This window comes from Nocardioides agri, assembly GCF_013778305.1.
Taxonomy (GTDB): Bacteria; Actinomycetota; Actinomycetes; order Propionibacteriales; family Nocardioidaceae; genus Nocardioides; species Nocardioides agri.
Genome location: NZ_JACEIC010000002.1, coordinates 3,383,825 through 3,406,062 on the forward strand (window position 1 = coordinate 3,383,825; position 22,238 = coordinate 3,406,062).

Sequence of the window (22,238 nt, forward strand, 5' to 3'; positions counted from 1 at the left end):
CGGGTGGCGACCTACATCGGGTTCCTGAGGGCGATCAACCTGGGCGCGCGGCGCAAGTTCGCCAAGGCGGCGATCGTCCGCGCCACCGAGGCGGCCGGCTTCACCGACGTCGAGACCTACATCAACACCGGCAACGTCCGCTTCGCGACCTCGCTGCGGTCGCGGGCCAAGATCGAGGCGGCGCTCGAGGCGGCGTACCTCGACGAGGCCGGCTTCGAGGTGCCGACGATCGTCTTCACCCAGGCCGAGCTCCGCGCGATCGCCGAGGACGCCGAGCGCTTCGCGGACGGCCACGACGGCCGGCACTACGTCTCGCTGCTCAAGCAGGCGCCGACCGCCGCGGCGGTCCGGGCGATCGAGGAGCGGTCGTCGGCCGAGGAGGTCGCCAAGGTCGGCGGCCGGGCCGTGCACCTGCTCCTCGGCGCGAACTACCACGAGGCCAAGCTGACCAACGCGGTCATCGAGAAGGCGCTCGGCGTCGCCACCAACCGCAACCTCACCGTCATCCGGGCCCTCGCCGAGCGCTGGTGTTGACGTCGCACCTGACCCCAGCGTCGTCTGCGCGACCCGTTGACGACGCTCAGGTCAGGTGCGACGAACCACCTACTCGCCGCGGAACACCGGGCGGCGGCGCTCGCTGAAGGCGCGCATCCCCTCGGCGACGTCGGCGGTGCGGAGCAGGATGGTCTGACCGGTGCGCTCGCGCTCGAGGGCGTCGTCGAGGCCGGACAGGGTCGCGAGGTTGATCGCCTTCTTGGTGGCCGCGAACCCGAGCGGGGGACCGGAGGAGAGCCGGCGGGCCAGCGCGGCGACCGTGTCGCCGAAGGCGTCGTCGGGCACCACGTGCGACACCAGACCGGCGTCGTAGGCGTCGGCGGCCGAGAGTGGCTCGGCGAGCAGCGCCATCCGCATCGCGCGGGCCCGGCCGATCGACGCCGCGACCGTGTACGACGCCCCGCCGTCGGGCATCAGGCCGATCCGGGCGAAGGCCAGCAGGAACGACGTCGAGGACGCCGCCACCACCAGGTCGCACGCGAGGGCGACCGAGCAGCCCACGCCTGCGGCGACGCCGTTGACGGCCGCCAGCACCGGCTTGTCGCACCCGGTCACCGCCCGCACCATCCGGTTGGCGCGGTCGAGGGCGCGGACGTCGAAGCGCTCGTGCGCGTCCTCGCCGGAGATGTCGGCGCCGGCGCTGAAGGCGGGGCCGGCGCCCGTGATGACGACCGCTCGCACGGCGGCGTCGGAGGGTGCCGACTCGAGGGCGGAGGCCAGGCCGTCGGACATCTCGTCGCTCATCGCGTTGAAGACGTCGGGGCGGTTGAGCGTCAGTGTCAGGACGCCGTCGGAGAGCGACCGCTCCAGGTCAGGCAAGGCGGACCCCTGCTGCCTGCATCTCCGCGACGGCCGCCCCGGTCGTGTCGGGCGCGACCCCGGCGCACAGGTCGAGCAGCACCCGCGTCTCGAAGCCGGCCGCCACGGCGTCCAGCGCCGTCGCCCGCACGCAGTGGTCGGTCGCGATCCCGCACACGTCCACCGCGGTCACCCCGTGCGCGCGCAGCCAGTCCGTGAGGCCGGACCCGTCGACCGTGCGGCCCTCGAAGCCGGAGTACGCGGCCGCGTGCTCGCCCTTGAGGAAGATCGCGTCGAAGGGCTGCGGGTCCAGGTTGGGGTGGAACGCCTCCCCGTCGGTGCCGACCTTGCAGTGCACCGGCCACGAGTCGACGAAGTCGGGCTCCGCGGCCCAGTGCTCGCCCGGCGCGATGTGGTGGTCCTTGGTCGCGACGACGTGCTCGTACGCCGGAGCCTCCGGGCCGTGCGCGGACCACAGGTGCAGCAGCTCGCCGATGTCGGCGGCCACCCGTGCCCCGCCGGCGACCGGCAGCGACCCGCCCTCGCAGAAGTCGTTCTGCACGTCGACGACGACCAGCGCGCGCTTCATGGTCGGAGGCTACCGGTCACTCGTGGACGGTCGGGATGGCCGGCTCGCCGCGCGACATCTGCTGGACCGCGATCGGCAGCTCGGACCGCGAGGCGGCGTGCCGCTCCCGCGCGTCGTCGAGCGGCTCCCGCCCGACGACCTCGCCGGACTCGACCAGCGGCACCAGCAGCGACCGGTCGTCGCCGTCGTCGTCGGGCCGGTGGCCGATCCCGATCACCTCGGCCTCCGCGACCCCGCCGGAGCTGCGGCGGCGCAGCGCGTACTTCCGGCCGCCGACCGATGCCTTGTCGACGCTGCGCTTGGCGACCGAGACCATCTCGCCGGCGTCGTCGGCGCGCGCCACCAGCTTGTAGACGAACCCGCAGGTCGGGTGCCCGCTGCCCGTCACCAGCTCGGTGCCGACGCCGTACCCGTCCACCGGCGCGGCGGCGAGCGCCGCGATCGCGTGCTCGTCGAGGTCGCTCGTCACGATGATCCGGGTGCTCGTCGCTCCCAGCGAGTCGAGCTGCGCGCGCACCGCGGTCGCCAGCGCCGCGAGGTCGCCGGAGTCGAGCCGCACTGCGCCGAGTTCGGGCCCGGCGACCTCGACCGCCACCCGCACGGCCTCGGCGACGTCGTAGGTGTCGACCAGCAAGGTCGTCCCGGCGCCGAGCGAGGCGACCTGGGCGCGGAACGCGTCCGCCTCGGTGTCGTGCAGGAGGGTGAAGCTGTGCGCGCTGGTGCCGGTCGTCGGCACGCCGTACCGCTGCCGGGCCGCCAGGTTGGAGCTGGCGGCGAACCCCGCGACGTACGCCGCGCGGGCCGCGGCGACCGCCGCCTCCTCGTGCGTGCGACGCGAGCCCATCTCGATGCACGGCCGGTCGCCGGCGGCGAGCGTCATCCGCGAGGCGGCCGACGCCACGGCGGAGTCGTGGTTGTAGATCGAGAGCAGCAGCGTCTCGAGCAGCACCGCCTCGGCGAAGGTCGACTCCACGATCAGGAGCGGCGAGTAGGGGAAGTACGCCTCGCCCTCGGCGTAGCCCCACACGTCGCCGGAGAAGCGGTAGGACGCCAGCCACTCGAGGGTCGGGCCGTCGACGACGTCCTCGAGCGCCGCCAGGGCGGCGTCGTCGAAGCGGAAGGCCTCGATCGCGTCGAGCGCCCGGCCGACGCCCGCGACGACGCCGTACCGACGGCCCTCGGGCAGCCGCCGGGGAAAGAGCTCGAAGACCGAGCGCCGGTGCGCGGCGCCGGAGCGCAGGGCGGCCTGGAGCATGGTCAGCTCGTAGTGGTCGGTCAGCAGCACCGTCGAGTCGGTCACGCGGATCAGTGTGCCAACATGGGCCACGTGAGCGCGCCCGTCGAGGTCGAGCCGACCCGCACCCCCGACGAGATCGCCCAGACCGCGAAGCCGTGGGTGACGATCGTCTGGAACGACCCTGTCAACCTGATGTCCTACGTGACCTACGTCTTCCAGAAGTACTTCGGCTACTCCAAGAAGAAGGCCGAGAAGCTGATGATGGAGGTCCACGAGGACGGCAAGTCCGTGGTCAGCCACGGCACCCGCGAGGAGATGGAGCGCGACGTGCAGGCGATGCACGAGTACGGGCTCTGGGCGACGATGGACCGGCAGGAATGAGCGCCTTCCAGCGGCACCGGCGCAGCAAGCTCATCATCGCGAACTTCACCGGCTTCGAGGCCGACCTGCTGCGCTCGCTCGCCGGCCAGCTCGTGGAGCTGCTGCGCAACGAGGCCGCGGTCCCGCGCGACGACGTCGACCCGTTCGAGGCGCTGATGGACTTCTCCGGCCCGGAGGAGGAGCCCGACGACCCGGTGCTCGCCCGGCTCTTCCCGACGGCGTACCCAGACGACGAGGAGGCGGCGGCCGAGTTCCGCCGCTTCACCGAGGGCCGGCTGCGCGACGGCAAGGCGGCGGCCGCGATCGCGATCATCGACGGCCTCGAGGAGGCCGGGCTGCCGCCGGAGCTCGACGAGGACGGGCTGATGATCGACGTCGAGCTGGACGAGGCGACCGCCGAGACCTGGATGCGGTCGTTCACCGACCTCCGGCTCGCGCTCGCCACGCGCCTCGGCGTCGAGGAGGGCGACGAGGCCTACTGGTACTCGCTGCCCGACGACGACCCCCGAGCCCAGGCCCACGACATCTACGAGTGGGTGGGCTGGCTGCAGGAGACGCTGGTAGGAGCACTGAGTCGCTGATGCCGATCCCCCCGTTCGTCGTCGAGCTGCGCGAGCTCGTCGGACCGCTCGAGCTGTGGCTGCCCGGCATCACGGCCGTCGTGCTGCGCGACGGGCCCGACGGCCGCGAGGTGCTGCTGACGCTGCGGTCCGACAACGGCGAGTGGGCGCCGATCACCGGCATCCTGGACCCCGGCGAGGAGCCGGCCGTCGGTGCCGCGCGCGAGGCGCTCGAGGAGGCCGGCGTCGTCGTCAGCGTCGACCGGGTCGCCTCGGTCGGCGCGAGCCCGCGGATCACGCACGGCAACGGCGACAAGGGCGTCTACCTCGACGTCACGTTCCTGTGCTCGTGGGTCAGCGGCGAGGCGCAGGTCTCCGACGACGAGAACGTCGACGTGCGGTGGTGGCCGCTCTCGGACCTGCCGCCGATGGCCGACTGGCTGGTGGCGCGCATCGACGCCGCCCTCGCGGACCAGGTCGAGGCGCGCTTCGTCCGATGACCGCCGGCGTCCTGCCGGGTCCGGAAGGCGGGCCGTGGTCGGGAGGGCTGCGTCACGCCCCTACGCTGGTTCGGTGCTGACCATCGACCGCGCGACGTACGACGCCATCGTCGCGCACGCCAAGCGTGACCACCCCGACGAGGCCTGCGGCATCGTCGCGGGGCCGGAGGGCAGCGACCGGCCCGAGCGGCTGGTCGAGATGGTCAACGCCGCCGGGTCGCCGACGTTCTACGAGTTCGACTCCACCGAGCTCCTCGAGCTCTACAAGGAGATGTGGGACCGCGACGAGGAGCCGGTGGTCGTCTACCACTCGCACACCGCGACCGAGGCCTACCCGAGCCGCACCGACATCGGGCTGGCGAGCGAGCCGGGGGCACACTATGTGCTGGTGAGCACGCGCGAGCACGGGAATAACGAGGGTCCCGTGGAGTTCAGGTCCTACAGGATCGTCGACGGCGAGGTGACCGAGGAAGAGGTCACCGTCGTGGACGGTCTGTCGACGAGCAACTGAGGAGTCACACATGGCCATCGAGGTCCGGATCCCGACCATCCTGCGCACCTACACGGGCGGCGAGAAGGCGGTCTCCGCCGACGGCGCCAGCCTGAGCGCGCTGATCGACGACCTGGAGGCCAACCACCCGGGCATCAGGGAGCGTCTGATCGAGAACGGCGACCTGCGCCGCTTCGTCAACGTCTACGTCAACGACGAGGACGTCCGCTTCATCGGCGGCCTCGAGGCCGAGCTCAGCGACGGCGACCAGGTCGTCGTGCTCCCCGCGGTCGCCGGCGGCTGACCGTGACCGGCCGGCGCACGTTCGTCCTCGTCGACGGCGAGAACATCGACGCGACGCTCGGCAACTCCCTGCTCAACCGGCGCCCGCTCCCCGAGGAGCGGCCGCGCTGGGAGCGGGTCACGACGTACGCCGAGGAGCTGTGGGACCAGCCGGTCACCGGCCTGTTCTTCCTCAACGCCTCCAACGGGCAGCTGCCCGGGGCGTTCGTCCAGGCACTCCTGGCGATGGACTACCGGCCGGTGCCGCTCGCCGGGCGCAGCGACGAGAAGGTCGTCGACGTCGGCATCCAGCGCACCCTGGACGCCCTGCTGGCGCACGAGGCCGACGTGCTGCTGGTCAGCCACGACGCCGACTTCGCCGCCCACCTCGACCGGCTCGCCGACGGCTCGCGCAAGGTGGGCGTGCTCGCGTTCCGCGAGTACGCCAGCACCCAGTTCGACGGGCTCGGCATCGAGGTGCACGACCTCGAGGACGAGGTCGGCGCGTTCAACGTGACCCTGCCGCGGGTGCGCATCATCCCCCTCGACACGTTCGACCCGGAGACCTTCCTGCGATGACCCGCTTCGACAACCTCCTCGCCTCCGTCGGCGGGACGCCGCTCGTCGGGCTCCCGGGGCTCTCGCCGTCCGCCGACGTACGCCTCTGGGCGAAGCTCGAGGACCGCAACCCGACCGGCTCGATCAAGGACCGCCCCGCGCTGCGGATGATCGAGGAGGCGGAGAAGGACGGCACGCTGCGCCCCGGCTGCACCATCCTCGAGCCGACCTCGGGCAACACCGGCATCTCCCTGGCGATGGCCGCGAAGCTCAAGGGCTACCGGATCGTCTGCGTGATGCCGGAGAACACCTCCGAGGAGCGCCGCCAGCTGCTGCGGATGTGGGGCGCCGAGATCGTCTCCTCGCCCGCAGCGGGCGGCTCCAACGAGGCGGTCCGGGTCGCCAAGCGGGTCGCCGCGGAGCACCCGGACTGGGTCATGCTCTACCAGTACGGCAACGCCGCCAACGCGCTCGCGCACGAGCACGGCACCGGCCCCGAGCTGCTCGAGGACCTGCCCTCGATCACGCACTTCGTGGCCGGGCTCGGCACCACCGGCACGCTGATGGGCGTCTCGCGGTTCTTCCGGTCCGCGAAGCCCGAGGTGCGGATCGTCGCCGCCGAGCCGCGGTACGGCGAGCTCGTCTACGGCCTGCGCAACCTCGACGAGGGCTTCGTGCCCGAGCTCTACGACGCCTCGCTCATCGACAGCCGCTTCTCGGTCGGTCCGCGCGACGCGGTCCGCCGGGTGCGCGAGCTGCTCGAGCTCGAGGGCATCTTCGCCGGCATCTCCACCGGCGCGATCCTGCACGCCGCCCTCGGGCAGGCCGCCAAGGCGGTCAAGGCGGGCGAGAGCGCCGACATCGCGTTCGTGGTCGCCGACGGCGGCTGGAAGTACCTCTCGACCGGCGCCTACGAGGGCACGATCGACGAGGCCGAGGACCGGCTCGAGGGCCAGCTCTGGGCGTGAGGGCTCGCGGCTACTCCACGTCGAGGGAGTAGTCGGCGTCCAGTTCGCTGCCCGGGATCGGCGTCAGGCCGAGGAGGTCGAGGGCGAGGTTGCCCAGGTCGCCGTTGCGCACCGGCTGCCGGCCGGCGTACCCGGGCCGGGAGGTGCCGGGGTCCCGGTAGTCGGGGTTGAGGTCGTAGAGGTCGCCGGGCTCGATGCCCTCGCCCCAGACGAAGAACGGGATCCGGTAGTTGGCGTAGACCTTCGCGGAGTGGTCGCGGCGGCCGCGCTGGAACCCGTGGTCGGCGGTGAGCACGACGACCAGCTCGTCGGAGAGCACCGGATCGCGCTCGATCGTCCGCAGGACCGTGCGCAGGTGGGCGTCGGTCCGCCGCACCGCGTCGAGGTACGCCGGGCTCATGCCGCCGCTGGCGTGCCCGGCCCGGTCGGGGAGCGAGACGTGCAGGAACGTGAACTCCCGGTCGGCCGAGAGCAGGTCGGTGCGCGCTCGGCGCACCAGCCGCGCCTGGTTCTCGTCGATCACGACGCTGTCGACCGCGTCCGGCCAGGACCGCTCGAAGAGCGTGAACTTGCTCTTCGTGGAGTAGAGCGCGGTCGCGCCGCCGGCGTCGTGGACCACGCTGAACACCGACGAGACCGGGTGGCCGGCCGCGGCCTGGACGGTGGTGCCCGGGAGGTCGACGTTCCAGGTGACGCCGTGGCCGCCGTACCGGCGGTCGATGCGCCGGCTCGTGACCATGCTCGTGTGGTTGGGCAGGGTGATGTTGAGCTCCTGCTCCGAGCGCGCGTTGAGGGTGCCGGCCGACTCCGCGATCAGGCGGTGGAACGTGGGGGCACCGGCCTTGCCGAGCCGGCGGATCGCCTGGGGGTTGAGCCCGTCGACGGAGATCGCCAGGACGCGCTCGGCCACCGCGGATGCGGGCGGCGGGTCGGTGCGCGGCGGCGGCTCGAGGGCGCCGGCCGCGGCCGGCGCGGCGACGACGAGGCAGGTGAGGGCAGCGACCAGTGCGGTCCGAGGAGAGAGCACCCGCCGACGGTACCCGGCGACGCCGTCGTGACCGGCATCTCTGGTGACCTCGGTCGCGTGCCGCCCGATCCGGGCCTCGGACGCTCTAGCCTTTCCCCGTGCACGACCTGACCAGCGCCGACGCTCCGATCGGCCTCTTCGACTCCGGCTTCGGTGGGCTCACCGTCGCCCGGTCGGTGATCGACCAGCTGCCGCACGAGTCGATCGTCTACGTCGGGGACACGGCTCGGCAGCCCTACGGCCCGAAGCCGATCGGTGAGGTCCGCGAGTACGCGCTCGAGTGCCTCGACCACCTGGTCGCGCTCGGCGTGAAGGCGCTGGTCATCGCGTGCAACTCCGCCAGCGCGGCGATGCTGCGCGACGCGCGCGAGCGCTACGACGTACCCGTCGTCGAGGTGATCCTCCCCGCGACCCGGCGCGCGGTGTCCGCCAGCCACAGCGGCCGGATCGGCGTCATCTGCACCCGCGCCACCGCCGAGTCGCAGGCCTACGACGACGCGTTCGCCGCCGCCCCCCACGTGCAGCTGGTCACCCAGCCCTGCCCGAGCTTCGTCGACTTCGTCGAGGCCGGCATCACCGGCGGCGACGAGCTGATCGCGGCCGCCCACGAGTACCTCGACCCGCTGACGGTGGCGGGCGTCGACACCGTGATCCTCGGCTGCACGCACTACCCGCTGCTGACGGGCGTCATCTCCTACGTCATGGGCGAGGAGGTCACCCTGGTGAGCAGCGCCGAGGAGTGCGCCAAGGACGTCTACCGGATGCTCGCCAGCACCGGCCTGATGCGGCCCGGCGGCGACCCGACCTACACCTTCCTCACCACCGGTGACCCCGGTGAGTTCGAGTCCATCGGGCGTCGCTTCCTCGGCCCGGAGCTGCACGGCGCCAGCCAGTTCGTGGGGGGCCTCGTATGAGGATCACGGTCGTCGGCTGCTCGGGCTCCTACCCGGGCCCGGACTCGCCCGCGAGCTGCTACCTCGTGGAGGCGGAGGCCGAGGGCCGCACGTGGCGGGTGCTGCTCGACCTCGGCAACGGCGCGCTCGGCGCGCTGCACCGGTACGCCGACCCGCTCGCCGTCGACGCCGTGCTGATCAGCCACCTGCACGCCGACCACTGCCTCGACCTGTGCGGCTACTACGTGATGCGCAAGTACCACCCCACGGGCGCGCAGCCGCGGATCCCGGTGTGGGGCCCGCCGGGCACCGCCGAGCGGATGGCCCGCGCCTACGACCTGCCGCTCGACCCCGGCATGACGCACGAGTTCGACTTCCGCACCTGGGACGGACCGGTCGAGATCGGCCCGTTCACGGTGACGCCGGTGCCGGTGACGCACCCGGTCGACGCCTTCGGACTCCGGGTCGCCGCCGACGGCGCGACGCTCGCCTACAGCGGTGACACCGGCCCGACGCCGGTGCTCGACGACCTGGCCCGCGACGTCGACCTCTTCCTCGCCGAGGCGTCCTTCCGCACCGGCGACCCCAACCCGCCCGACCTGCACCTCACCGGCGCCGACGGCGGCCAGGTGGCCGCCCGGGCCGGCGTGCGCCGCCTCGTGCTCACCCACGTCCCGCCCTGGCACGACCCGCAGGACGCGCTCGCCGAGGCCCGCGCGGCGTACGACGGCCCGCTCGAGCTCGCGCGGCCCGGCGCGTCGTACGAGATCTGACGGGCGGTTCTGGCGGCTGGCGTCTCGGCTCGCCGCGGTGTCGTTTCATCAAGGGATGAGGTCGAAGCCGCGCTTCCCAGGGCGAGCTCGTCGAGGGGAGCGCCGGTCCACCTTCATCCCTTGATGAAACGCCGCCGCCGCCACCGCCGCTACCACCACCACCTACGCCAACCCCGCGTCATGGACGCAGATCGCGATCTGCACGCGGTTGGTGGCCTGCAGCTTGTCGAAGAGCCGCGAGACGTGCGCCTTCACGGTCGGCACCGAGAGGTGCAGCGTCGCGGCGATCTCGGCGTTGCTCAGGCCGCGGCCGACGGCCAGCGCCACCTCGCGCTCCCGCTCGGTCAGCGTGGACAGCATCTCGGTCGCGTGGGCGGTGCGCTGCTGCACGGCGTCCGCCACCTCGTCGTCGCGCAGCCGGCGGATGAGGGAGCGGGTGGCCGACGGGGAGAGCATCGGCTCGTCGTCCACGACCTTGCGGATCGCGGCCACGATCTGCGCGGGCGGGGTGTCCTTGAGCAGGAAGCCGTCGGCGCCGGCGGCCAGCGCGGCCACGACGTACTCGTCGGCGTCGAAGGTCGTCAGCACGATCACCCGAGGGGGAGTGGGCCGGGCGTGCAGCTCGCGGGTCGCCTCGAGGCCGTCGAGACGTGGCATCCGGATGTCCATCAGCACGACGTCGGGCCGCAGCTCCGCAGCGAGGCGGAGGCCGTCGAGCCCGTCGGAGGCCTCGCCGACCACCTCGAGGTCCTCCTGGCCACCGAGCATCAGACCGAGGGCGGAGCGCACGAGCGGGTCGTCGTCGACGACGAGCACCCGCGTGTTCATGCTCCCCACGGTATCCACGCGTGCAGCACGAACGTCGACCCGTCGCGGCCGGAGGTGAGGTGTCCGCCGCGCAGCTCGGCGCGCTCGGCGAGCCCCACCAGGCCGAGCCCGGCGCCTGGCGTCCGGGTCGGCCCGAAGCCGATCGGGTTGCGCAGCAGCACGTCGATGCCGTCCTCCGCGGAGCCGGTCACCCGCACGGAGAGCAGCGCGCCGGGCGCGTGCTTGCGACAGTTCGTGATCCCCTCCTGCACGATCCGGTAGACCGTCCGTCCGGCCCCGTCGGGCACCGCGCCGAGCACGAGGTCGTCGAGCTCGACGCGCATCCCCGACTCGCGCGCCTCGGCGAGCAGGCACGGGAGGTCGCCGTACGTCGGCTGCGGGGCCCGCTCGCCGTCGCCGTCGCGCAGGACTCCGAGCACGTCGCGCAGGTCGGTGAGTGCCTGGTGGGCCTGGGCGCGGATCACGCCCGCGCTCGCCCGCATCTCGTCGGGGCTGAGGTCCGCGCGGTACTCCAGCGCGCCGGCGTGCATGGAGATCTGCGAGATCCGGTGCGCGAGCACGTCGTGCATCTCGCGGGCGATCCGGGCCTGCTCGTTGCTCCGGGCCTGCGCCACGCGCAGCTCCTGCTCCGCCTCGGCGCGCTCGGCGCGGTTGCGCAGCGTCCACATCAGCTCACGTCGCGAGCCGATGTACATGCCCCAGCCCAGCATCGCGGCCGTGGCGACGGCGTTGGCGGCGAGCACCAACCAGACCGGGTCCGTGCTGCTGGCGGTGACCGTGCTGAACAGCTGCGACGCCGCGAAGTTGATCGAGCCCACCAGGGCGATCTCGCGCCACCGCCGTCGCGTGGCGAGCGAGACGGCGGCCAGCGTCGCCGGCCCGGCGGCGATCCCGGAGACCGCACTGAGGAGGCCGAGCGCCGACGCGATCGCGAGCGGGTGACGCCGGCGCAGGAAGACGGCGACGTACGCCGTGAGGCCGAGCGCCACGTCCAGCAGCCACCACCAGTCGGAGGTGTCGGCCTCCTGGTCGGCCGACGGCACCCAGACGATCGCGCTGATCGTGAGCATCACGGCCACTCGCCAGACGTGGCTCCAGCGGGTCAGCGGCGGCTGGTACTCGCTGGGGCTCGGGCGTTCCACCCGGACAGGCTAGGCGTCCGCACGGCGGGGACGGACCCGTCGCCGGTCTCCGGCGGCCCCCTACTTTCGTCTGCCGCCGACGCGCCCGGAGGACGATGCGCCGGGCCCGCGCCGTACGGCAGGCTGGGGCCATGATCACCGTGGAGCGACTCACGAGGAAGTACGGCGCGTTCACCGCCGTCGACGACATCAGCTTCGTCTGCCAGCCGGGACGGGTCACCGGGTTCCTCGGCCCCAACGGTGCGGGCAAGACCACGACGATGCGGGTGATGGTCGGCCTGACCCCCGCGACCGCCGGGTCGGTCACCATCGGCGGCCACCACTACCACGACATCCCGAACCCCGGCCGCCACGTCGGGGTGCTGCTTGACGCGTCCGCCCAGCACGGCGGCCGCACCGGCCGCGAGGTCCTCGAGCTCGGCGCCCTCTCGATGGGCCTGCCGAAGACCCGGGTCGACGAGATGCTCGAGATGGTCTCGCTCACCCAGGCCGAGGCCAAGCGCCGGATCCGCAACTACTCCCTCGGCATGAAGCAGCGCCTCGGCATCGCGCACGCGCTGCTCGGCGACCCGTCGGTGCTGATCCTCGACGAGCCGGCCAACGGGCTCGACCCCGCCGGCATCCGCTGGATGCGTGGTCTCCTCAAGGGGTACGCCGAGCGCGGCGGCACCGTGCTGCTCTCCAGCCACCTGCTGCACGAGGTCGAGCAGATCGCGGACGAGATGATCCTGATCGGCAACGGCCGGATCGTCGCCCAGGGCGACAAGAAGTCGCTCCTGGCCAACGCCGCCACCGGCGGCGTGCACTCCTTCGCCACGTCGCTCGACAACGAAGCGCTCGCCGCGGCGCTGACCGCCAAGGGCGTCACGGTCACCAGCGCCGGCGACGGCCTGCGCGTGGACGCCGAGACCGTCGAGGTCGGCCGCACGGCGCTCGAGGCCGGTGTCGTGCTGACCGACCTGCGCAACGGCGAGGGTGGGCTCGAGGACCTCTTCCTCGAGCTGACCGCCGAGACCCAGCGCGAGACCGTGGCATGAGCACGGCGACCCTCACGCCGGCCCTCGACGTCTCGGGCACGGCGCCCACGCCGTTCTCCCGCCTCGTCCGCACCGAGCTGCGCAAGACCTACGACACCCGCTCCGGCCTGTGGCTGCTCATCTCGATCGCCGTGGTGACGGCGCTCGTCATGGTCATCCAGGTCTCGGTGGCGCTCGCGCAGGACCTCGAGGTCGGCTTCAACGACTTCCTGACGTCGACCTCGTTCTCGATCGGCTTCCTGCTGCCGGTGCTCGGCATCCTGCTGCTGACCAGCGAGTGGAGCCAGCGCACCGCGATGGTGTCGTTCTCGCTGGAGCCGCGCCGCACTCTCGTGATCGTCGCCAAGCTCGTCGTGGGGATCATCTACGCCGTCGCCGCGGTGCTCGTCACGCTGCTGCTGGCGACCGTGTGCACCGCCGTGTTCGACGCGCTGTCCGACATCCCGGCCGACTGGGACTTCACGGTCAAGCAGACCCTGCTCTTCCTGCTGCTGCAGGTGTTCGGCATGCTCACCGGCTTCGCGTTCGCGGCGCTGCTGCTGAACTCGCCCGCCGCGATCGTGCTCTACTTCGCCTACTCGTTCATCCTGCCGACCATCTTCGGCATCGGCGCCGAGCTGATCGGCTGGTTCCACGACATCCAGCCCTGGATCGACTTCAACAACGCCCAGGTGCCGCTGTTCGACACTGACGGCTCGGTCTCCGGCCAGGAGTGGGCGCACCTGGCGGTCTCCGGCGTCATCTGGCTGGTCATCCCGCTCGTGATCGGCTTCTGGCGCGTGCTCCGCGCGGAGGTGAAGTGAGATGACCGCCGCCACGATCGACCTGTCCGGCACCACCCCGACGCCGTTCTCGCGACTGGTGCGGGTGGAGCTGCGCAAGTCCTACGACACCCGGGCCGGCTTCTGGCTCCTCGGTGCGATCGGCGTGCTCGTACTCCTCGCCGAGATCATCGCCGTGTGGGTCACCGCCGTCCAGGACGAGCCCATGGAGTTCGGCGACTTCATCGGCACCGCCGCGTTCCTCACCTCCTTCCTGCTGCCGGTGCTCGGGATCATGGTGATGACCACCGAGTGGACCCAGCGCACGGCGATGGTGACCTTCGCGCTCGAGCCCCGCCGGTCCCTGGTGATCGTCGCGAAGATGCTGGTCGGCGTGCTGCTGACGCTGGCGACGGTGGCGTTCTCGATCGCGGTCGGGTTCGTCGCGAACGTCGTCTACGGCCTGCTCCAGGGGCACACCGACTGGACCTTCGGTTGGCCCGACTTCGCGGCGTTCCTGATCACCCAGGTCCTCGCGATGCTGGGCGGCTTCGCGCTGGCGGCGCTCTTCCTCAACACCGCCGCCGCGATCGTCGTGTTCTTCGCCTACAAGTGGTTGCTGCCGGGCCTCTTCTTCCTCGGCTCCACGCTGATGGACTGGTTCGCCGACATCGCGCCGTGGATCGACTTCCAGTCCGCCCAGACGGCGATCTGGGACTGGTCGAGCAGCGGTGAGGACTGGGCGCAGCTGGTCGTGTCCGGCATCCTCTGGCTGGGCCTGCCCCTGGGCTTCGGGCTGTGGCGGGTGCTGCGCGCCGAGGTGAAGTGACCGGCCACTAGGGTCGGTCCCATGAACACCACCCCGCGCGAGGACGGTCGCGCCGACGACGAGCTCCGCCCGATCACGATCACCCGCAACTGGCTCGACCACGCGGCCGGGTCGGTGCTCGTCGAGTTCGGCCGGACGAGGGTGCTCTGCGCGGCGTCCGCGTCGGAGGGCGTGCCGCGGTGGCGCAAGGGCTCCGGCCTGGGCTGGGTCACGGCCGAGTACGCGATGCTCCCGGCGTCGACCAACACCCGCTCCGACCGCGAGTCGGTCAAGGGCCGCATCGGCGGCCGCACCCACGAGATCAGCCGGCTGATCGGCCGCTCGCTGCGTGCGGTGATCGACTACCGGGCGCTCGGCGAGAACACCATCCAGCTCGACTGCGACGTGCTGCAGGCCGACGGCGGCACCCGCACCGCGGCGATCACGGGTGCCTACGTCGCGCTCGCGGACGCGGTGGCCCACCTGCGGTCGACCGGCGCGCTGACCGGCGAGCCGCTCACCGGGTCCGTCGCGGCGGTCAGCGTCGGGATCATCGACGGCGCGCCGCGCCTCGACCTGCCCTACGTCGAGGACGTGCGCGCCGAGACCGACATGAACATCGTGATGACCGGCGACGGCAAGTTCGTCGAGGTGCAGGGCACCGCCGAGGGTGCGGCGTTCGACCGGGCCGAGCTCGACGCGCTGCTGGCGCTGGGCGAGAAGGGCTGCGCCGACCTGACCCGGATCCAGAGGGAGGCGCTGGGCTCGTGACGCGCGTCTTCCTCGCCTCGCGCAACCGCAAAAAGATCGAGGAGATGGAGCGGATCCTCCGCGAGCACCTCCCCGAGATCGAGGTCGTCGGCATCGACGACGTCGAGGGCTACGACGAGCCGGTCGAGGACCAGCCCACCTTCGAGGGCAACGCCCTGCTGAAGGCGCGCGCCGGGCTGCTGGCCACGGGGCTGCCCTCGCTCGCCGACGACAGCGGGATCTGCGTCGACGCGCTCAACGGCATGCCCGGCGTGCTCTCGGCGCGCTGGTCGGGCCCGCCCAAGAGCGACGAGCGCAACAACGAGCTGCTGCTCGCCCAGCTCGCCGACGTACCGGACGAGCGACGGACCGCCCACTTCCACTGCGCCGTGGCCTTCTGCCACCCCGGTGGTGAGGAGTTCGCCAGCGGCGTGATGCCGGGCCGGGTGCTCCGGGCACCTCGCGGGGACGGCGGCTTCGGCTACGACCCGCTCTTCGAGGCCGACGACCGGCCCGGGCTCAGCACCGCGGAGCTGCCGCGCGAGGACAAGGACGCGATCTCGCACCGCGGCTGGGCGCTGCGGCGGATCGCCCCGATCGTCGCCCGGATCCTGGGATGACGCGGCACTTCCTCGTCCGGAGGAACCTCGCCCGGCTGCTGCTGAGGCTGTCGCGGTGGCGGACCGTCGGCTCGGTGCCGCGCAAGGGCATCCTCGTCGGCGCCCCGCACACGTCCAACTGGGACTGGGTGCTCACGATGCTGCTGGCGTGGGACAACAACGTGCAGATCCGGCTGCTGGTCAAGGACTCGCTCTTCAAGGGTCCGCTCGCACCGATCCTGCGCGCGTCCGGCGCCGTCGAGCTCGACCGGGACAACCCCGGCGAGACCATCCGGCGCCTGCTCGCCGAGGCCGAGACCGACGAGACCTTCCTCCTCGGCATCGCGGCCGAGGGCACCCGCAGCAGCGGGGACTACTGGAAGTCCGGCTTCTACCGGATCTCCCAGCAGACCGGGCTGCCGATCACACTGGCCTTCCTGGACGCGCCGTCGCGCACGGTCGGCTGGGGGCCCACGTTCGCGCTCTCCGGCGACGTGGTCGCCGACATGGACCGGATCCGGGAGTTCTACGCCGACAAGGTCGGCATCAAGCCGGAAGGGACGACCGTGCCGCGGCTGCGCGAGGAGGACGGTCAGGCCCGCTGAGGCGTCCTGACCAGCCGCGTGGTGAGCAGCAGTCCCCACAGCGTCGCGAACGCGAACATGAACAGCGAGTACACGCCGGCCGGCACCGAGATCGCGATGTCGTCCAGCACCTCGACCGCGACGTAGATCGCGAGCGTGGCGTTGTGGACGCCGATCTCCATCGACGACGCGATCGCCTGCTTCTCGTCCACGCCGGCGACGCGCGGGACGACGTACCCGACCACGAGGGAGATCGCGCAGAAGAGACCGGCCACCAGCCCGACGTCCAGCAGGTACTCGCGCATGTTCTCGCGCTGGTCGATGAGGATCGCCGTCACCAGCACGGCCAGGACCACGGCGGAGCCGATCCGCACCGGTCGGTCCATCCGCTCGCCGAACTTCGGCGACCGCGCCCGCACGAGCATCCCGATCAGGACCGGCACCAGGACGATCGCGAACACCTGGAGCACCTCGCTGAACGGCAGGGTGACGGTCTCGCCCAGGTCGTAGTGGTCGATGGCGAAGTTGGTGATCAGCGGCAGCGTGACGACCGAGATCACCGAGTTGACCGCGGTCAGGCTGACGTTGAGCGCAACGTCGCCCCGGAAGAGGTGGCTGAAGAGGTTGGCGCTGGTGCCGCCGGGCGAAGCGGCGAGCAACATCATCCCGACCGCCAGGAGCGGGTCGAGGTCGAGCAGCTTGACGAGGCCGAAGCAGACCAGCGGCAGCAGGACCAGCTGGCAGGCCAGCGCCACCCCCACCGCCCTCGGCGCCTTGGCCACCCGACGGAAGTCGTCGGGGGTCAGGGAGAGTCCGAGACCGAACATGATCAGCCCGAGCGCGATAGGGAGGGCGACGGTGGTGAGCGCGGAGTCCATGCGCGGACTGTAGTGACGACGGTCACTCGGGGAGTGCGAATCGCTGACGAGGTCGTGTGCCGAAGGGGGGACTTGAACCCCCACGCCCGAAGGCACAGGTACCTAAAACCTGCGTGTCTGCCAATTCCACCACTCCGGCTGAGCGGCGTCAGTCTCGCACGGCGCGGCTCAGGCGCCGTTGCCCGGCTGCTCGTCGGCGAGGTTGAGCTTGAGGTCCTTGCGGAGCTTGGCGACGTGGCCGGTGGCCTTCACGTTGTACTGCGCGAGGAAGACCTTGCCGTCCTCGTCGACGACCACGGTGGAGCGGATGACGCCCTCCACGGTCTTGCCGTAGAGCTTCTTCTCGCCGAACGCGCCGTAGTCGGCGAGCACCGCCTTGTCGGGGTCGGAGAGCAGCGTGATCGTCAGCCCGTCGCGCTCGCGGAACTTCGCCAGCTTCTCCGGCTTGTCGGGGGAGATGCCGACCACCTCGTAGCCCTGCGCCTGCAGGGAGTCGAGGGAGTCGGTGAAGTCGCACGCCTGCTTGGTGCAGCCCGGGGTCATCGCGGCCGGGTAGAAGTAGACGATCACCTTGCGGCCCAGGAAGTCGCTCAGCGCGACGTCCTCGCCGGTGTCGGAGGTGAGGGTGAACTCGGGAGCGGTGTCGCCGGGGGAGAGACGCTCGGTCACGGGGTGAACTCCTTGTTGCGAGTGACTTGCAATAACGTAGGCTGCGCACGAAGACGGTCTCAACCTATCCGCTAGAGCAGGAGCGCCCATGCACGTCCCCGACGGCTTCCTCGACGCTCCGACCTCGGCCGTCACCGGCGTGGTCGCGGTCGCCGCGGTCGGCGTGGCGCTGGTCAAGGCCCGCACCGAGCTCGACGACAAGACGGCGCCGATGGCCGGCCTCGTCGCCGCCTTCATCTTCGCCGTGCAGATGCTCAACTTCCCGGTCGGCGCCGGCACCAGCGGCCACCTCATGGGCGGCGCGCTCGCCGCCGTGCTGGTCGGACCGTGGACCGGCATCCTCTGCGTCAGCGTCGTGCTCCTCGTCCAGTCGCTGCTCTTCGCCGACGGCGGCATCACCGCCCTCGGCACCAACATCGTGCTGATGGCGGTCTCGACCGTCGTCGTGGGCTGGCTGGTCTTCAGGCTGCTCCAGGTCCTCCTGCCCAAGCGGATGTCGCTCGTGCCGGTCGAGGCGGGCATCGCGGCGTTCGTCTCGGTGCCGGTCGCGGCGCTGGTGTTCGTGCTGCTCTACGCGGTCGGCGGCACCGCCGACATCCCGCTCGACACGCTGATGACGGCGATGTTCGGCGTGCACACACTGATCGGCATCGGCGAGGGCGTCATCACCGGCCTGGCCGTCGGCGCGATCGTCGCGGTCCGTCCCGACCTCGTGCGCGGCGCTCGTCCGCTGCTCGCGCGGCGCGAGCTGGTCATCAAGAAGGCGGAGGTCGCCGCATGAAGCGGGTCTCGACGGCCTGGGTCGTGCTCGGCATCGCGGCGGTGGCGCTCGTCCTCGCGGGCGTCGTGAGCCGCTTCGCCGACAGCGACCCCGACGGCCTGACCAAGGTCGCCGAGGACCAGGGCTTCGCCCACACCGAGCAGTCCCGCGACGGCCTGCTCGGCGACTACGGCAGCGTGACGGGCGTCGTCGGCGTCCTCGTCGTCCTGGGACTCGCCGGCGGCGTCACGTACGCCCTGCGGCGCCGGCACCAGCGCGAGCAGTCCTGAGGTGGGCGCCGGGCACGGCCACAAGCTGCACTTCCACGGCCACTCCGCTCTCCACCGCGCCCCGGCGCACCTGAAGGTCCTGGCCCTGCTGGGCTTCATGGTCGTCGTCGTGGCGACGCCGCGGGACGCCTACCTCGCCTTCGCGGCGTACGCCGTGCTGCTCGCCGTCGTCATCGGCGCCAGCCGGGTGCCGCCGGCGTACCTGCTGAAGCGGACCGTCGTCGAGCTCCCGTTCGTGGTGTTCGCGGTCCTGCTGCCGTTCGTGGCGACCGGCCCGCAGACGGAGGTGCTCGGCGTCAGCGTCAGCCAGCACGGCCTCGAGGCCGGCGTCGCGCTGCTGATCAAGGGCACCCTCGGCGTCCTCGCCAGCCTCACGCTCGCCGCCACCACCGAGCCGCAGGACCTGCTGCTCGGCCTCGAGCGGCTGCGGGTGCCCCAGCAGCTCGTCCAGATCATGGCCTTCATGGTCCGCTACCTCGACGTCGTCACCGGCGAGATGCAGCGGATGAAGGTCGCCCGCGAGTCCCGGGGCTTCTCGGCCCGCAACCCCCGGCACTGGCCGGTCCTCGCCCGCTCCGCGGGTGCCCTCTTCATCCGGTCCTACGAGCGCGGCGAGCGGGTGCACCTCGCGATGCTGTCGCGCGGCTACACCGGGAGGATGCCCCGATGAGCACCCCGGTCCTCGACGTCCGCGGCCTCGCCTACGCCTACCCCGACGGGCACCAGGCGCTCTTCGGCGTCGACCTGCACGTCCACCGCGGAGAGCGGGTCGCGCTGCTCGGCCCCAACGGCGCCGGCAAGACCACGCTCGTGCTGCACCTCAACGGCATCCTGGCCGCCGGAGCGGGGAGCGTCGCGGTCAGTGGGCTGCCGGTCGAGAAGGCCCACTTGGCCGAGATCCGGCGCCGGGTCGGCATCGTCTTCCAGGACCCCGACGACCAGCTCTTCATGGGCACGGTCCGCGCCGACGTTGCCTTCGGGCCGGCCAACCTCGGCATCAAGGGCGCCGAGCTCGACCGTCGCGTGATGCACGCGCTGGAGCAGGTCGGCATGGAGGAGTACGTCGACCGCCCGCCGCACCACCTCTCCTTCGGCCAGCGGCGCCGGGTCGCGGTGGCGACCGTGCTCGCGATGGAGCCGGAGATCCTCGTCCTGGACGAGCCGTCGTCCAACCTCGACCCCGCCTCCCGGCGCGAGCTCGCCGACATCCTGCGCTCGCTCGACGTCACGGTCCTGATGGTGACCCACGACCTGCCGTACGCCCTCGAGCTGTGCCCGCGCTCGGTCGTGCTCAGCGGCGGGACGGTCGTCGCGGACGGCGCGACGTACGACGTCCTGACCGACGAGGAGCTGATGCGGGCGCACCGGCTCGAGCTGCCGTTCGGCTTCGACCCGCGGACGGCGCTGCCCCGCCCCTGACCGGGGTACCGCCGCGTTGGTAACCTCAACCGTCCGTCGAGAACGAGGAGAACCCGTGGGCCAGGACCAGTCGCTGTCCGCTCTGGAGCGTGAGATCGAGGAGACCAGGGAGAACCTGGCCGCGACGATCGACCAGCTCCTCTACCGGGTGCACCCCAAGACCATCGCCAGCCGCGAGGTGAGCAGCATCAAGGCGCACTTCGTCGACTCGCGCACCGGTCAGCCGCGCACCGACAACATCCTCAAGACCGCGGGTGTCGTCGTCGGCGTCGTGGCGCTGTTCGTCGTCGTCCGCCGGGTCGTCCGCTGAACCGTGGCTGATCTCGTGTCCAGCAAGACCCCCATCAAGATGCTCCACGACCGGATCCTGGTCGAGGTCGACCGGGACGCCGGGGAGCGGCGCTCCTCGGGCGGCATCGTGATCCCGGCGACCGCGGCGATGGGCGCCCGCAGGCTCTCCTGGTCGCGCGTGGTCGCCGTCGGCCCGCACGCCCGGGCCGTCGAGGTCGGCGACCGGGTGCTCTTCGACGCCGAGGACAAGGCCGAGGTCGAGGTCCACGGCGAGCTCTACGTCGTGATGCGCGAGCGCGACGTCCACGCCGTCGCCGCCGAGCGGATCGGCGACGAGGCGACCGGCCTCTACCTCTGACGGCTCGTCCCGGCCACGGGGGCCTCGCCCTGCTCCCGCGCGCCTGCCGCTCCCGGTGGCGCCGGACTCCTCAGGCTCTGCTGTCACTTCTCAGGCGTTGCAACGGCCGAGAAGTGACGGAATCACCGGTGCACCGGTGATTCCGACGGCGCCGGCGACGCGGCCCGAACCTCAGCGGACCTTGACGACCAGCGGCTTGCTCGCGGTGCCGTCGACGACGACGCGGAACTGGTAGCTGCCCTTCTTGGTCAGCCGCGGGAAGGTCACCCTCGCGGACCCGTCGGCGAGGATCGTCGCCTGCGAGGTCGAGACCCAGGTGCCCTTCTTCAGCCGCTGCAGCACGACGGTGTCGGCGTCGGTGTCGCTGACCGCGACCCAGTCCGCCTTCGGCGCCGCGCCACGCTTGACCGTGGCGGTCGCGGTGCGGAAGCCGGCGACCCGCGCCTCGCGGGCTGCGGCTGGAGCAGCGGCCGCCGCCGGAGCAGCAGCCGGGGCGGGCGCCGCCGGGGCCGCCACGTCAGCGGGAGCCGGCGCGGAGGTGCCGCACGCGACCCTGCCCTGCCAGTGGTAGTTGGTGCCGCCGACCTGCACCCAGACGACGTCGTACGCCGTGAGGCCGGCCGGCCACTGCGGGTGGGCGGCGAAGGCGAAGGTCGTGCGGCCGTTCCACGTGCCGGTGTTGTTGTGGAAGTTGAGGGTGAACGAGCCGGTGGCCGTCTCGAACCGGACGTTGACGTCGTTGGCCTGGCCGTCCGGGATGTTCGCCGGGTAGTCGACGGTCAGCGCGCTGCAGGTCGGGTCGGCGTAGGTCCAGTCCCAGGTCCACGGGACCACCGGCGCGATGGGCGTCGGGTCCGAGGTGACGGGGCCGTCCCCCGGCGCCGGCGTCGGCTCGGGGGTCGGCTCGGGGGTCGGCTCGGGCGTCGGCTCGGGGGTCGGCTCGGGCTCCGGGGCCGGGCCGGTCTCGATGGCGCACGGGCCGACGTGGAAGACCTTGGACTTCAGGTCGTTGCCCTGGGAGCCGCCGTTCGCGGTCTCGACCTTCACGTGGTAGCCCTGCACCGCGTTGGCCGCCAGGGCGTCGAACGCGAGCGTGTAGACCTGCGTGGCGTCGAGGTCGGTGCCGCCGCCGGCGGCGTCCTGGCCGATGAAGACGTGGGTGGAGCCGGTCACCGTGATGCCGACGCCGGCGTCGCCGCCCTGGCCCTGGAAGGTGACGTCGGAGTAGAGGTCGGCGCGCTGGTCGAAGCCGTACCACTGGATCTCGAACGTGCACGCGAGCTTCGGGTCGTTGCTCTGGTCCTCGGGACCGCCGACCTCGCTGAGCTTGATCGTGCCGTTGTTGCCGCCGGGGTTGCCGTTGCCGGCGATGGCCGGCGTCGCGCCGATCACGAGCGCCGCCGGCAGCAGCGCTGCGACGGTGAGGGTGCGGGCGAGGTTGTGCATCGGTGGA

The 22,238-nt window shown here is 72.0% G+C and carries 31 protein-coding genes and 1 tRNA gene; 22 read left to right on the forward strand and 10 right to left on the reverse strand.

Translation table 11 applies throughout. From position 1 onward, the window contains the following. The first annotated feature begins 3 nt into the window (after window positions 1-3). A complete protein-coding gene (locus HZF07_RS21005) occupies window positions 4-534 on the forward strand; it encodes a DUF1697 domain-containing protein (RefSeq protein ID WP_181645459.1) in 531 nt (176 codons plus the stop codon). Between the two features lie 69 nt (window positions 535-603). Here the strand turns inward: HZF07_RS21005 and HZF07_RS21010 are convergent, their stop codons facing one another. Genes HZF07_RS21010 through HZF07_RS21020 form a run of 3 tightly spaced genes read right to left on the reverse strand, consistent with a single transcriptional unit; the run spans window position 604 to window position 3,242 of the window. Beyond that, window positions 604-1,374 (reverse strand): enoyl-CoA hydratase, encoded by a 771-nt coding sequence (locus tag HZF07_RS21010; RefSeq protein WP_157344284.1) that lies wholly within the window; start codon window positions 1,372-1,374, stop codon window positions 604-606. Then, window positions 1,367-1,942 (reverse strand): nicotinamidase, encoded by a 576-nt coding sequence (locus tag HZF07_RS21015; RefSeq protein WP_157344285.1) that lies wholly within the window; start codon window positions 1,940-1,942, stop codon window positions 1,367-1,369. Before HZF07_RS21015 ends, HZF07_RS21010 begins: the two co-directional genes overlap by 8 nt. A 16-nt stretch (window positions 1,943-1,958) precedes the next feature. Then, window positions 1,959-3,242, reverse strand: a complete 1,284-nt coding sequence (locus HZF07_RS21020) for a nicotinate phosphoribosyltransferase (protein ID WP_181645460.1) — start codon at window positions 3,240-3,242, stop codon at window positions 1,959-1,961. 18 nt (window positions 3,243-3,260) lie between these two features. On the opposite strand from HZF07_RS21020, the gene clpS reads away from it, so the two are divergent. The 7 genes from clpS (at window position 3,261) to HZF07_RS21055 (ending at window position 6,918) form a co-directional block, all read left to right on the forward strand. After that, window positions 3,261-3,560, forward strand: coding sequence for an ATP-dependent Clp protease adapter ClpS (gene clpS / locus HZF07_RS21025; RefSeq protein ID WP_181645461.1), 300 nt, complete (start codon window positions 3,261-3,263; stop codon window positions 3,558-3,560). After that, window positions 3,557-4,141 carry a DUF2017 domain-containing protein gene (locus tag HZF07_RS21030; protein ID WP_157344286.1) on the forward strand — a complete coding sequence of 195 codons (585 nt, stop codon included), beginning with the start codon at window positions 3,557-3,559 and terminating at the stop codon, window positions 4,139-4,141. Before clpS ends, HZF07_RS21030 begins: the two co-directional genes overlap by 4 nt. Then, a complete protein-coding gene (locus HZF07_RS21035) occupies window positions 4,141-4,620 on the forward strand; it encodes an NUDIX hydrolase (protein WP_157344287.1) in 480 nt (159 codons plus the stop codon). Before HZF07_RS21030 ends, HZF07_RS21035 begins: the two co-directional genes overlap by 1 nt. A 73-nt stretch (window positions 4,621-4,693) precedes the next feature. Further along, window positions 4,694-5,131: a M67 family metallopeptidase gene (locus HZF07_RS21040; protein WP_181645462.1), complete on the forward strand. Its 438-nt coding sequence runs from the start codon at window positions 4,694-4,696 to the stop codon at window positions 5,129-5,131. Window positions 5,132-5,141: 10 nt separating this feature from the next. Continuing rightward, window positions 5,142-5,414: a MoaD family protein gene (locus HZF07_RS21045; protein ID WP_157344288.1), complete on the forward strand. Its 273-nt coding sequence runs from the start codon at window positions 5,142-5,144 to the stop codon at window positions 5,412-5,414. A 2-nt stretch (window positions 5,415-5,416) separates the two neighbouring features. Next, complete coding sequence (locus HZF07_RS21050) at window positions 5,417-5,971, forward strand: NYN domain-containing protein (RefSeq protein WP_181645463.1); 555 nt, start codon at window positions 5,417-5,419, stop codon at window positions 5,969-5,971. Continuing rightward, a complete protein-coding gene (locus tag HZF07_RS21055) occupies window positions 5,968-6,918 on the forward strand; it encodes a PLP-dependent cysteine synthase family protein (protein WP_157344290.1) in 951 nt (316 codons plus the stop codon). Before HZF07_RS21050 ends, HZF07_RS21055 begins: the two co-directional genes overlap by 4 nt. Before the next feature lie 10 nt (window positions 6,919-6,928). Here the strand turns inward: HZF07_RS21055 and HZF07_RS21060 are convergent, their stop codons facing one another. Next, window positions 6,929-7,945, reverse strand: a complete 1,017-nt coding sequence (locus tag HZF07_RS21060; protein WP_157344291.1) for an alkaline phosphatase family protein — start codon at window positions 7,943-7,945, stop codon at window positions 6,929-6,931. Window positions 7,946-8,043: 98 nt separating this feature from the next. On the opposite strand from HZF07_RS21060, the gene murI reads away from it, so the two are divergent. Together murI and HZF07_RS21070 are read left to right on the forward strand one after the other, a co-directional pair. Further along, entirely contained in the window at window positions 8,044-8,859 is an 816-nt protein-coding gene (gene murI / locus HZF07_RS21065) for a glutamate racemase (protein WP_181645464.1), read from the forward strand. Further along, window positions 8,856-9,611 carry an MBL fold metallo-hydrolase gene (locus HZF07_RS21070; RefSeq protein WP_157344292.1) on the forward strand — a complete coding sequence of 252 codons (756 nt, stop codon included), beginning with the start codon at window positions 8,856-8,858 and terminating at the stop codon, window positions 9,609-9,611. The genes murI and HZF07_RS21070 overlap by 4 nt, the downstream gene beginning before the upstream one ends. A gap of 162 nt (window positions 9,612-9,773) precedes the next feature. Here HZF07_RS21070 and HZF07_RS21075 read toward each other — a convergent pair whose 3' ends face one another. Further along, entirely contained in the window at window positions 9,774-10,439 is a 666-nt protein-coding gene (locus HZF07_RS21075) for a response regulator (RefSeq protein WP_157344293.1), read from the reverse strand. Beyond that, window positions 10,436-11,581: a sensor histidine kinase gene (locus HZF07_RS21080; RefSeq protein WP_309504877.1), complete on the reverse strand. Its 1,146-nt coding sequence runs from the start codon at window positions 11,579-11,581 to the stop codon at window positions 10,436-10,438. Before HZF07_RS21080 ends, HZF07_RS21075 begins: the two co-directional genes overlap by 4 nt. Before the next feature lie 131 nt (window positions 11,582-11,712). Between HZF07_RS21080 and HZF07_RS21085 the strand changes: the two genes are divergently transcribed. Genes HZF07_RS21085 through HZF07_RS21110 form a run of 6 tightly spaced genes read left to right on the forward strand, consistent with a single transcriptional unit; the run spans window position 11,713 to window position 16,141 of the window. Beyond that, window positions 11,713-12,618 carry an ABC transporter ATP-binding protein gene (locus tag HZF07_RS21085; protein ID WP_157344295.1) on the forward strand — a complete coding sequence of 302 codons (906 nt, stop codon included), beginning with the start codon at window positions 11,713-11,715 and terminating at the stop codon, window positions 12,616-12,618. Beyond that, on the forward strand, window positions 12,615-13,421 hold the full coding sequence (locus tag HZF07_RS21090) for an ABC-2 transporter permease (protein ID WP_157344296.1): 807 nt from the start codon (window positions 12,615-12,617) through the stop codon (window positions 13,419-13,421). Before HZF07_RS21085 ends, HZF07_RS21090 begins: the two co-directional genes overlap by 4 nt. Before the next feature lies 1 nt (window position 13,422). After that, complete coding sequence (locus HZF07_RS21095) at window positions 13,423-14,208, forward strand: ABC transporter permease (RefSeq protein WP_157344297.1); 786 nt, start codon at window positions 13,423-13,425, stop codon at window positions 14,206-14,208. 21 nt (window positions 14,209-14,229) lie between these two features. Continuing rightward, the gene (gene rph, locus HZF07_RS21100) at window positions 14,230-14,958 is read left to right on the forward strand and encodes a ribonuclease PH (protein ID WP_157344298.1); all 729 of its coding nucleotides are present in this window, start codon (window positions 14,230-14,232) and stop codon (window positions 14,956-14,958) included. Beyond that, on the forward strand, window positions 14,955-15,557 hold the full coding sequence (locus HZF07_RS21105) for a non-canonical purine NTP pyrophosphatase (protein WP_181645465.1): 603 nt from the start codon (window positions 14,955-14,957) through the stop codon (window positions 15,555-15,557). The genes rph and HZF07_RS21105 overlap by 4 nt, the downstream gene beginning before the upstream one ends. After that, complete coding sequence (locus tag HZF07_RS21110; RefSeq protein ID WP_157344299.1) at window positions 15,554-16,141, forward strand: 1-acyl-sn-glycerol-3-phosphate acyltransferase; 588 nt, start codon at window positions 15,554-15,556, stop codon at window positions 16,139-16,141. The genes HZF07_RS21105 and HZF07_RS21110 overlap by 4 nt, the downstream gene beginning before the upstream one ends. On the opposite strand, the gene HZF07_RS21115 is transcribed toward HZF07_RS21110, so the two are convergent. The 3 genes from HZF07_RS21115 to bcp all read right to left on the reverse strand — a co-directional run bounded on the left by HZF07_RS21115 (window position 16,129) and on the right by bcp (window position 17,667). Next, the gene (locus tag HZF07_RS21115; protein WP_157344300.1) at window positions 16,129-16,998 is read right to left on the reverse strand and encodes a bile acid:sodium symporter family protein; all 870 of its coding nucleotides are present in this window, start codon (window positions 16,996-16,998) and stop codon (window positions 16,129-16,131) included. The genes HZF07_RS21110 and HZF07_RS21115 overlap by 13 nt on opposite strands. Before the next feature lie 57 nt (window positions 16,999-17,055). After that, a tRNA-Leu gene (locus HZF07_RS21120) sits at window positions 17,056-17,137 on the reverse strand. 29 nt (window positions 17,138-17,166) lie between these two features. Further along, complete coding sequence (gene bcp / locus HZF07_RS21125) at window positions 17,167-17,667, reverse strand: thioredoxin-dependent thiol peroxidase (protein WP_181645466.1); 501 nt, start codon at window positions 17,665-17,667, stop codon at window positions 17,167-17,169. Between the two features lie 88 nt (window positions 17,668-17,755). Between bcp and HZF07_RS21130 the strand changes: the two genes are divergently transcribed. Genes HZF07_RS21130 through HZF07_RS21155 form a run of 6 tightly spaced genes read left to right on the forward strand, consistent with a single transcriptional unit; the run spans window position 17,756 to window position 20,785 of the window. Further along, on the forward strand, window positions 17,756-18,448 hold the full coding sequence (locus tag HZF07_RS21130) for an energy-coupling factor ABC transporter permease (RefSeq protein WP_157344301.1): 693 nt from the start codon (window positions 17,756-17,758) through the stop codon (window positions 18,446-18,448). After that, entirely contained in the window at window positions 18,445-18,717 is a 273-nt protein-coding gene (locus tag HZF07_RS21135; RefSeq protein WP_157344302.1) for a PDGLE domain-containing protein, read from the forward strand. The genes HZF07_RS21130 and HZF07_RS21135 overlap by 4 nt, the downstream gene beginning before the upstream one ends. Window position 18,718: 1 nt before the next feature. Then, a complete protein-coding gene (gene cbiQ, locus HZF07_RS21140; RefSeq protein ID WP_181645467.1) occupies window positions 18,719-19,387 on the forward strand; it encodes a cobalt ECF transporter T component CbiQ in 669 nt (222 codons plus the stop codon). Next, a complete protein-coding gene (locus HZF07_RS21145) occupies window positions 19,384-20,136 on the forward strand; it encodes an energy-coupling factor ABC transporter ATP-binding protein (protein WP_157344303.1) in 753 nt (250 codons plus the stop codon). Before cbiQ ends, HZF07_RS21145 begins: the two co-directional genes overlap by 4 nt. Window positions 20,137-20,191: 55 nt before the next feature. Next, window positions 20,192-20,446 (forward strand): DUF3618 domain-containing protein, encoded by a 255-nt coding sequence (locus HZF07_RS21150; RefSeq protein WP_181645468.1) that lies wholly within the window; start codon window positions 20,192-20,194, stop codon window positions 20,444-20,446. A 15-nt stretch (window positions 20,447-20,461) separates the two neighbouring features. Next, window positions 20,462-20,785, forward strand: a complete 324-nt coding sequence (locus HZF07_RS21155; protein ID WP_434063455.1) for a GroES family chaperonin — start codon at window positions 20,462-20,464, stop codon at window positions 20,783-20,785. A 171-nt stretch (window positions 20,786-20,956) separates the two neighbouring features. Here the strand turns inward: HZF07_RS21155 and HZF07_RS21160 are convergent, their stop codons facing one another. Then, window positions 20,957-22,231: a hypothetical protein gene (locus HZF07_RS21160; protein WP_157344305.1), complete on the reverse strand. Its 1,275-nt coding sequence runs from the start codon at window positions 22,229-22,231 to the stop codon at window positions 20,957-20,959. Window positions 22,232-22,238: the final 7 nt, after the last annotated feature.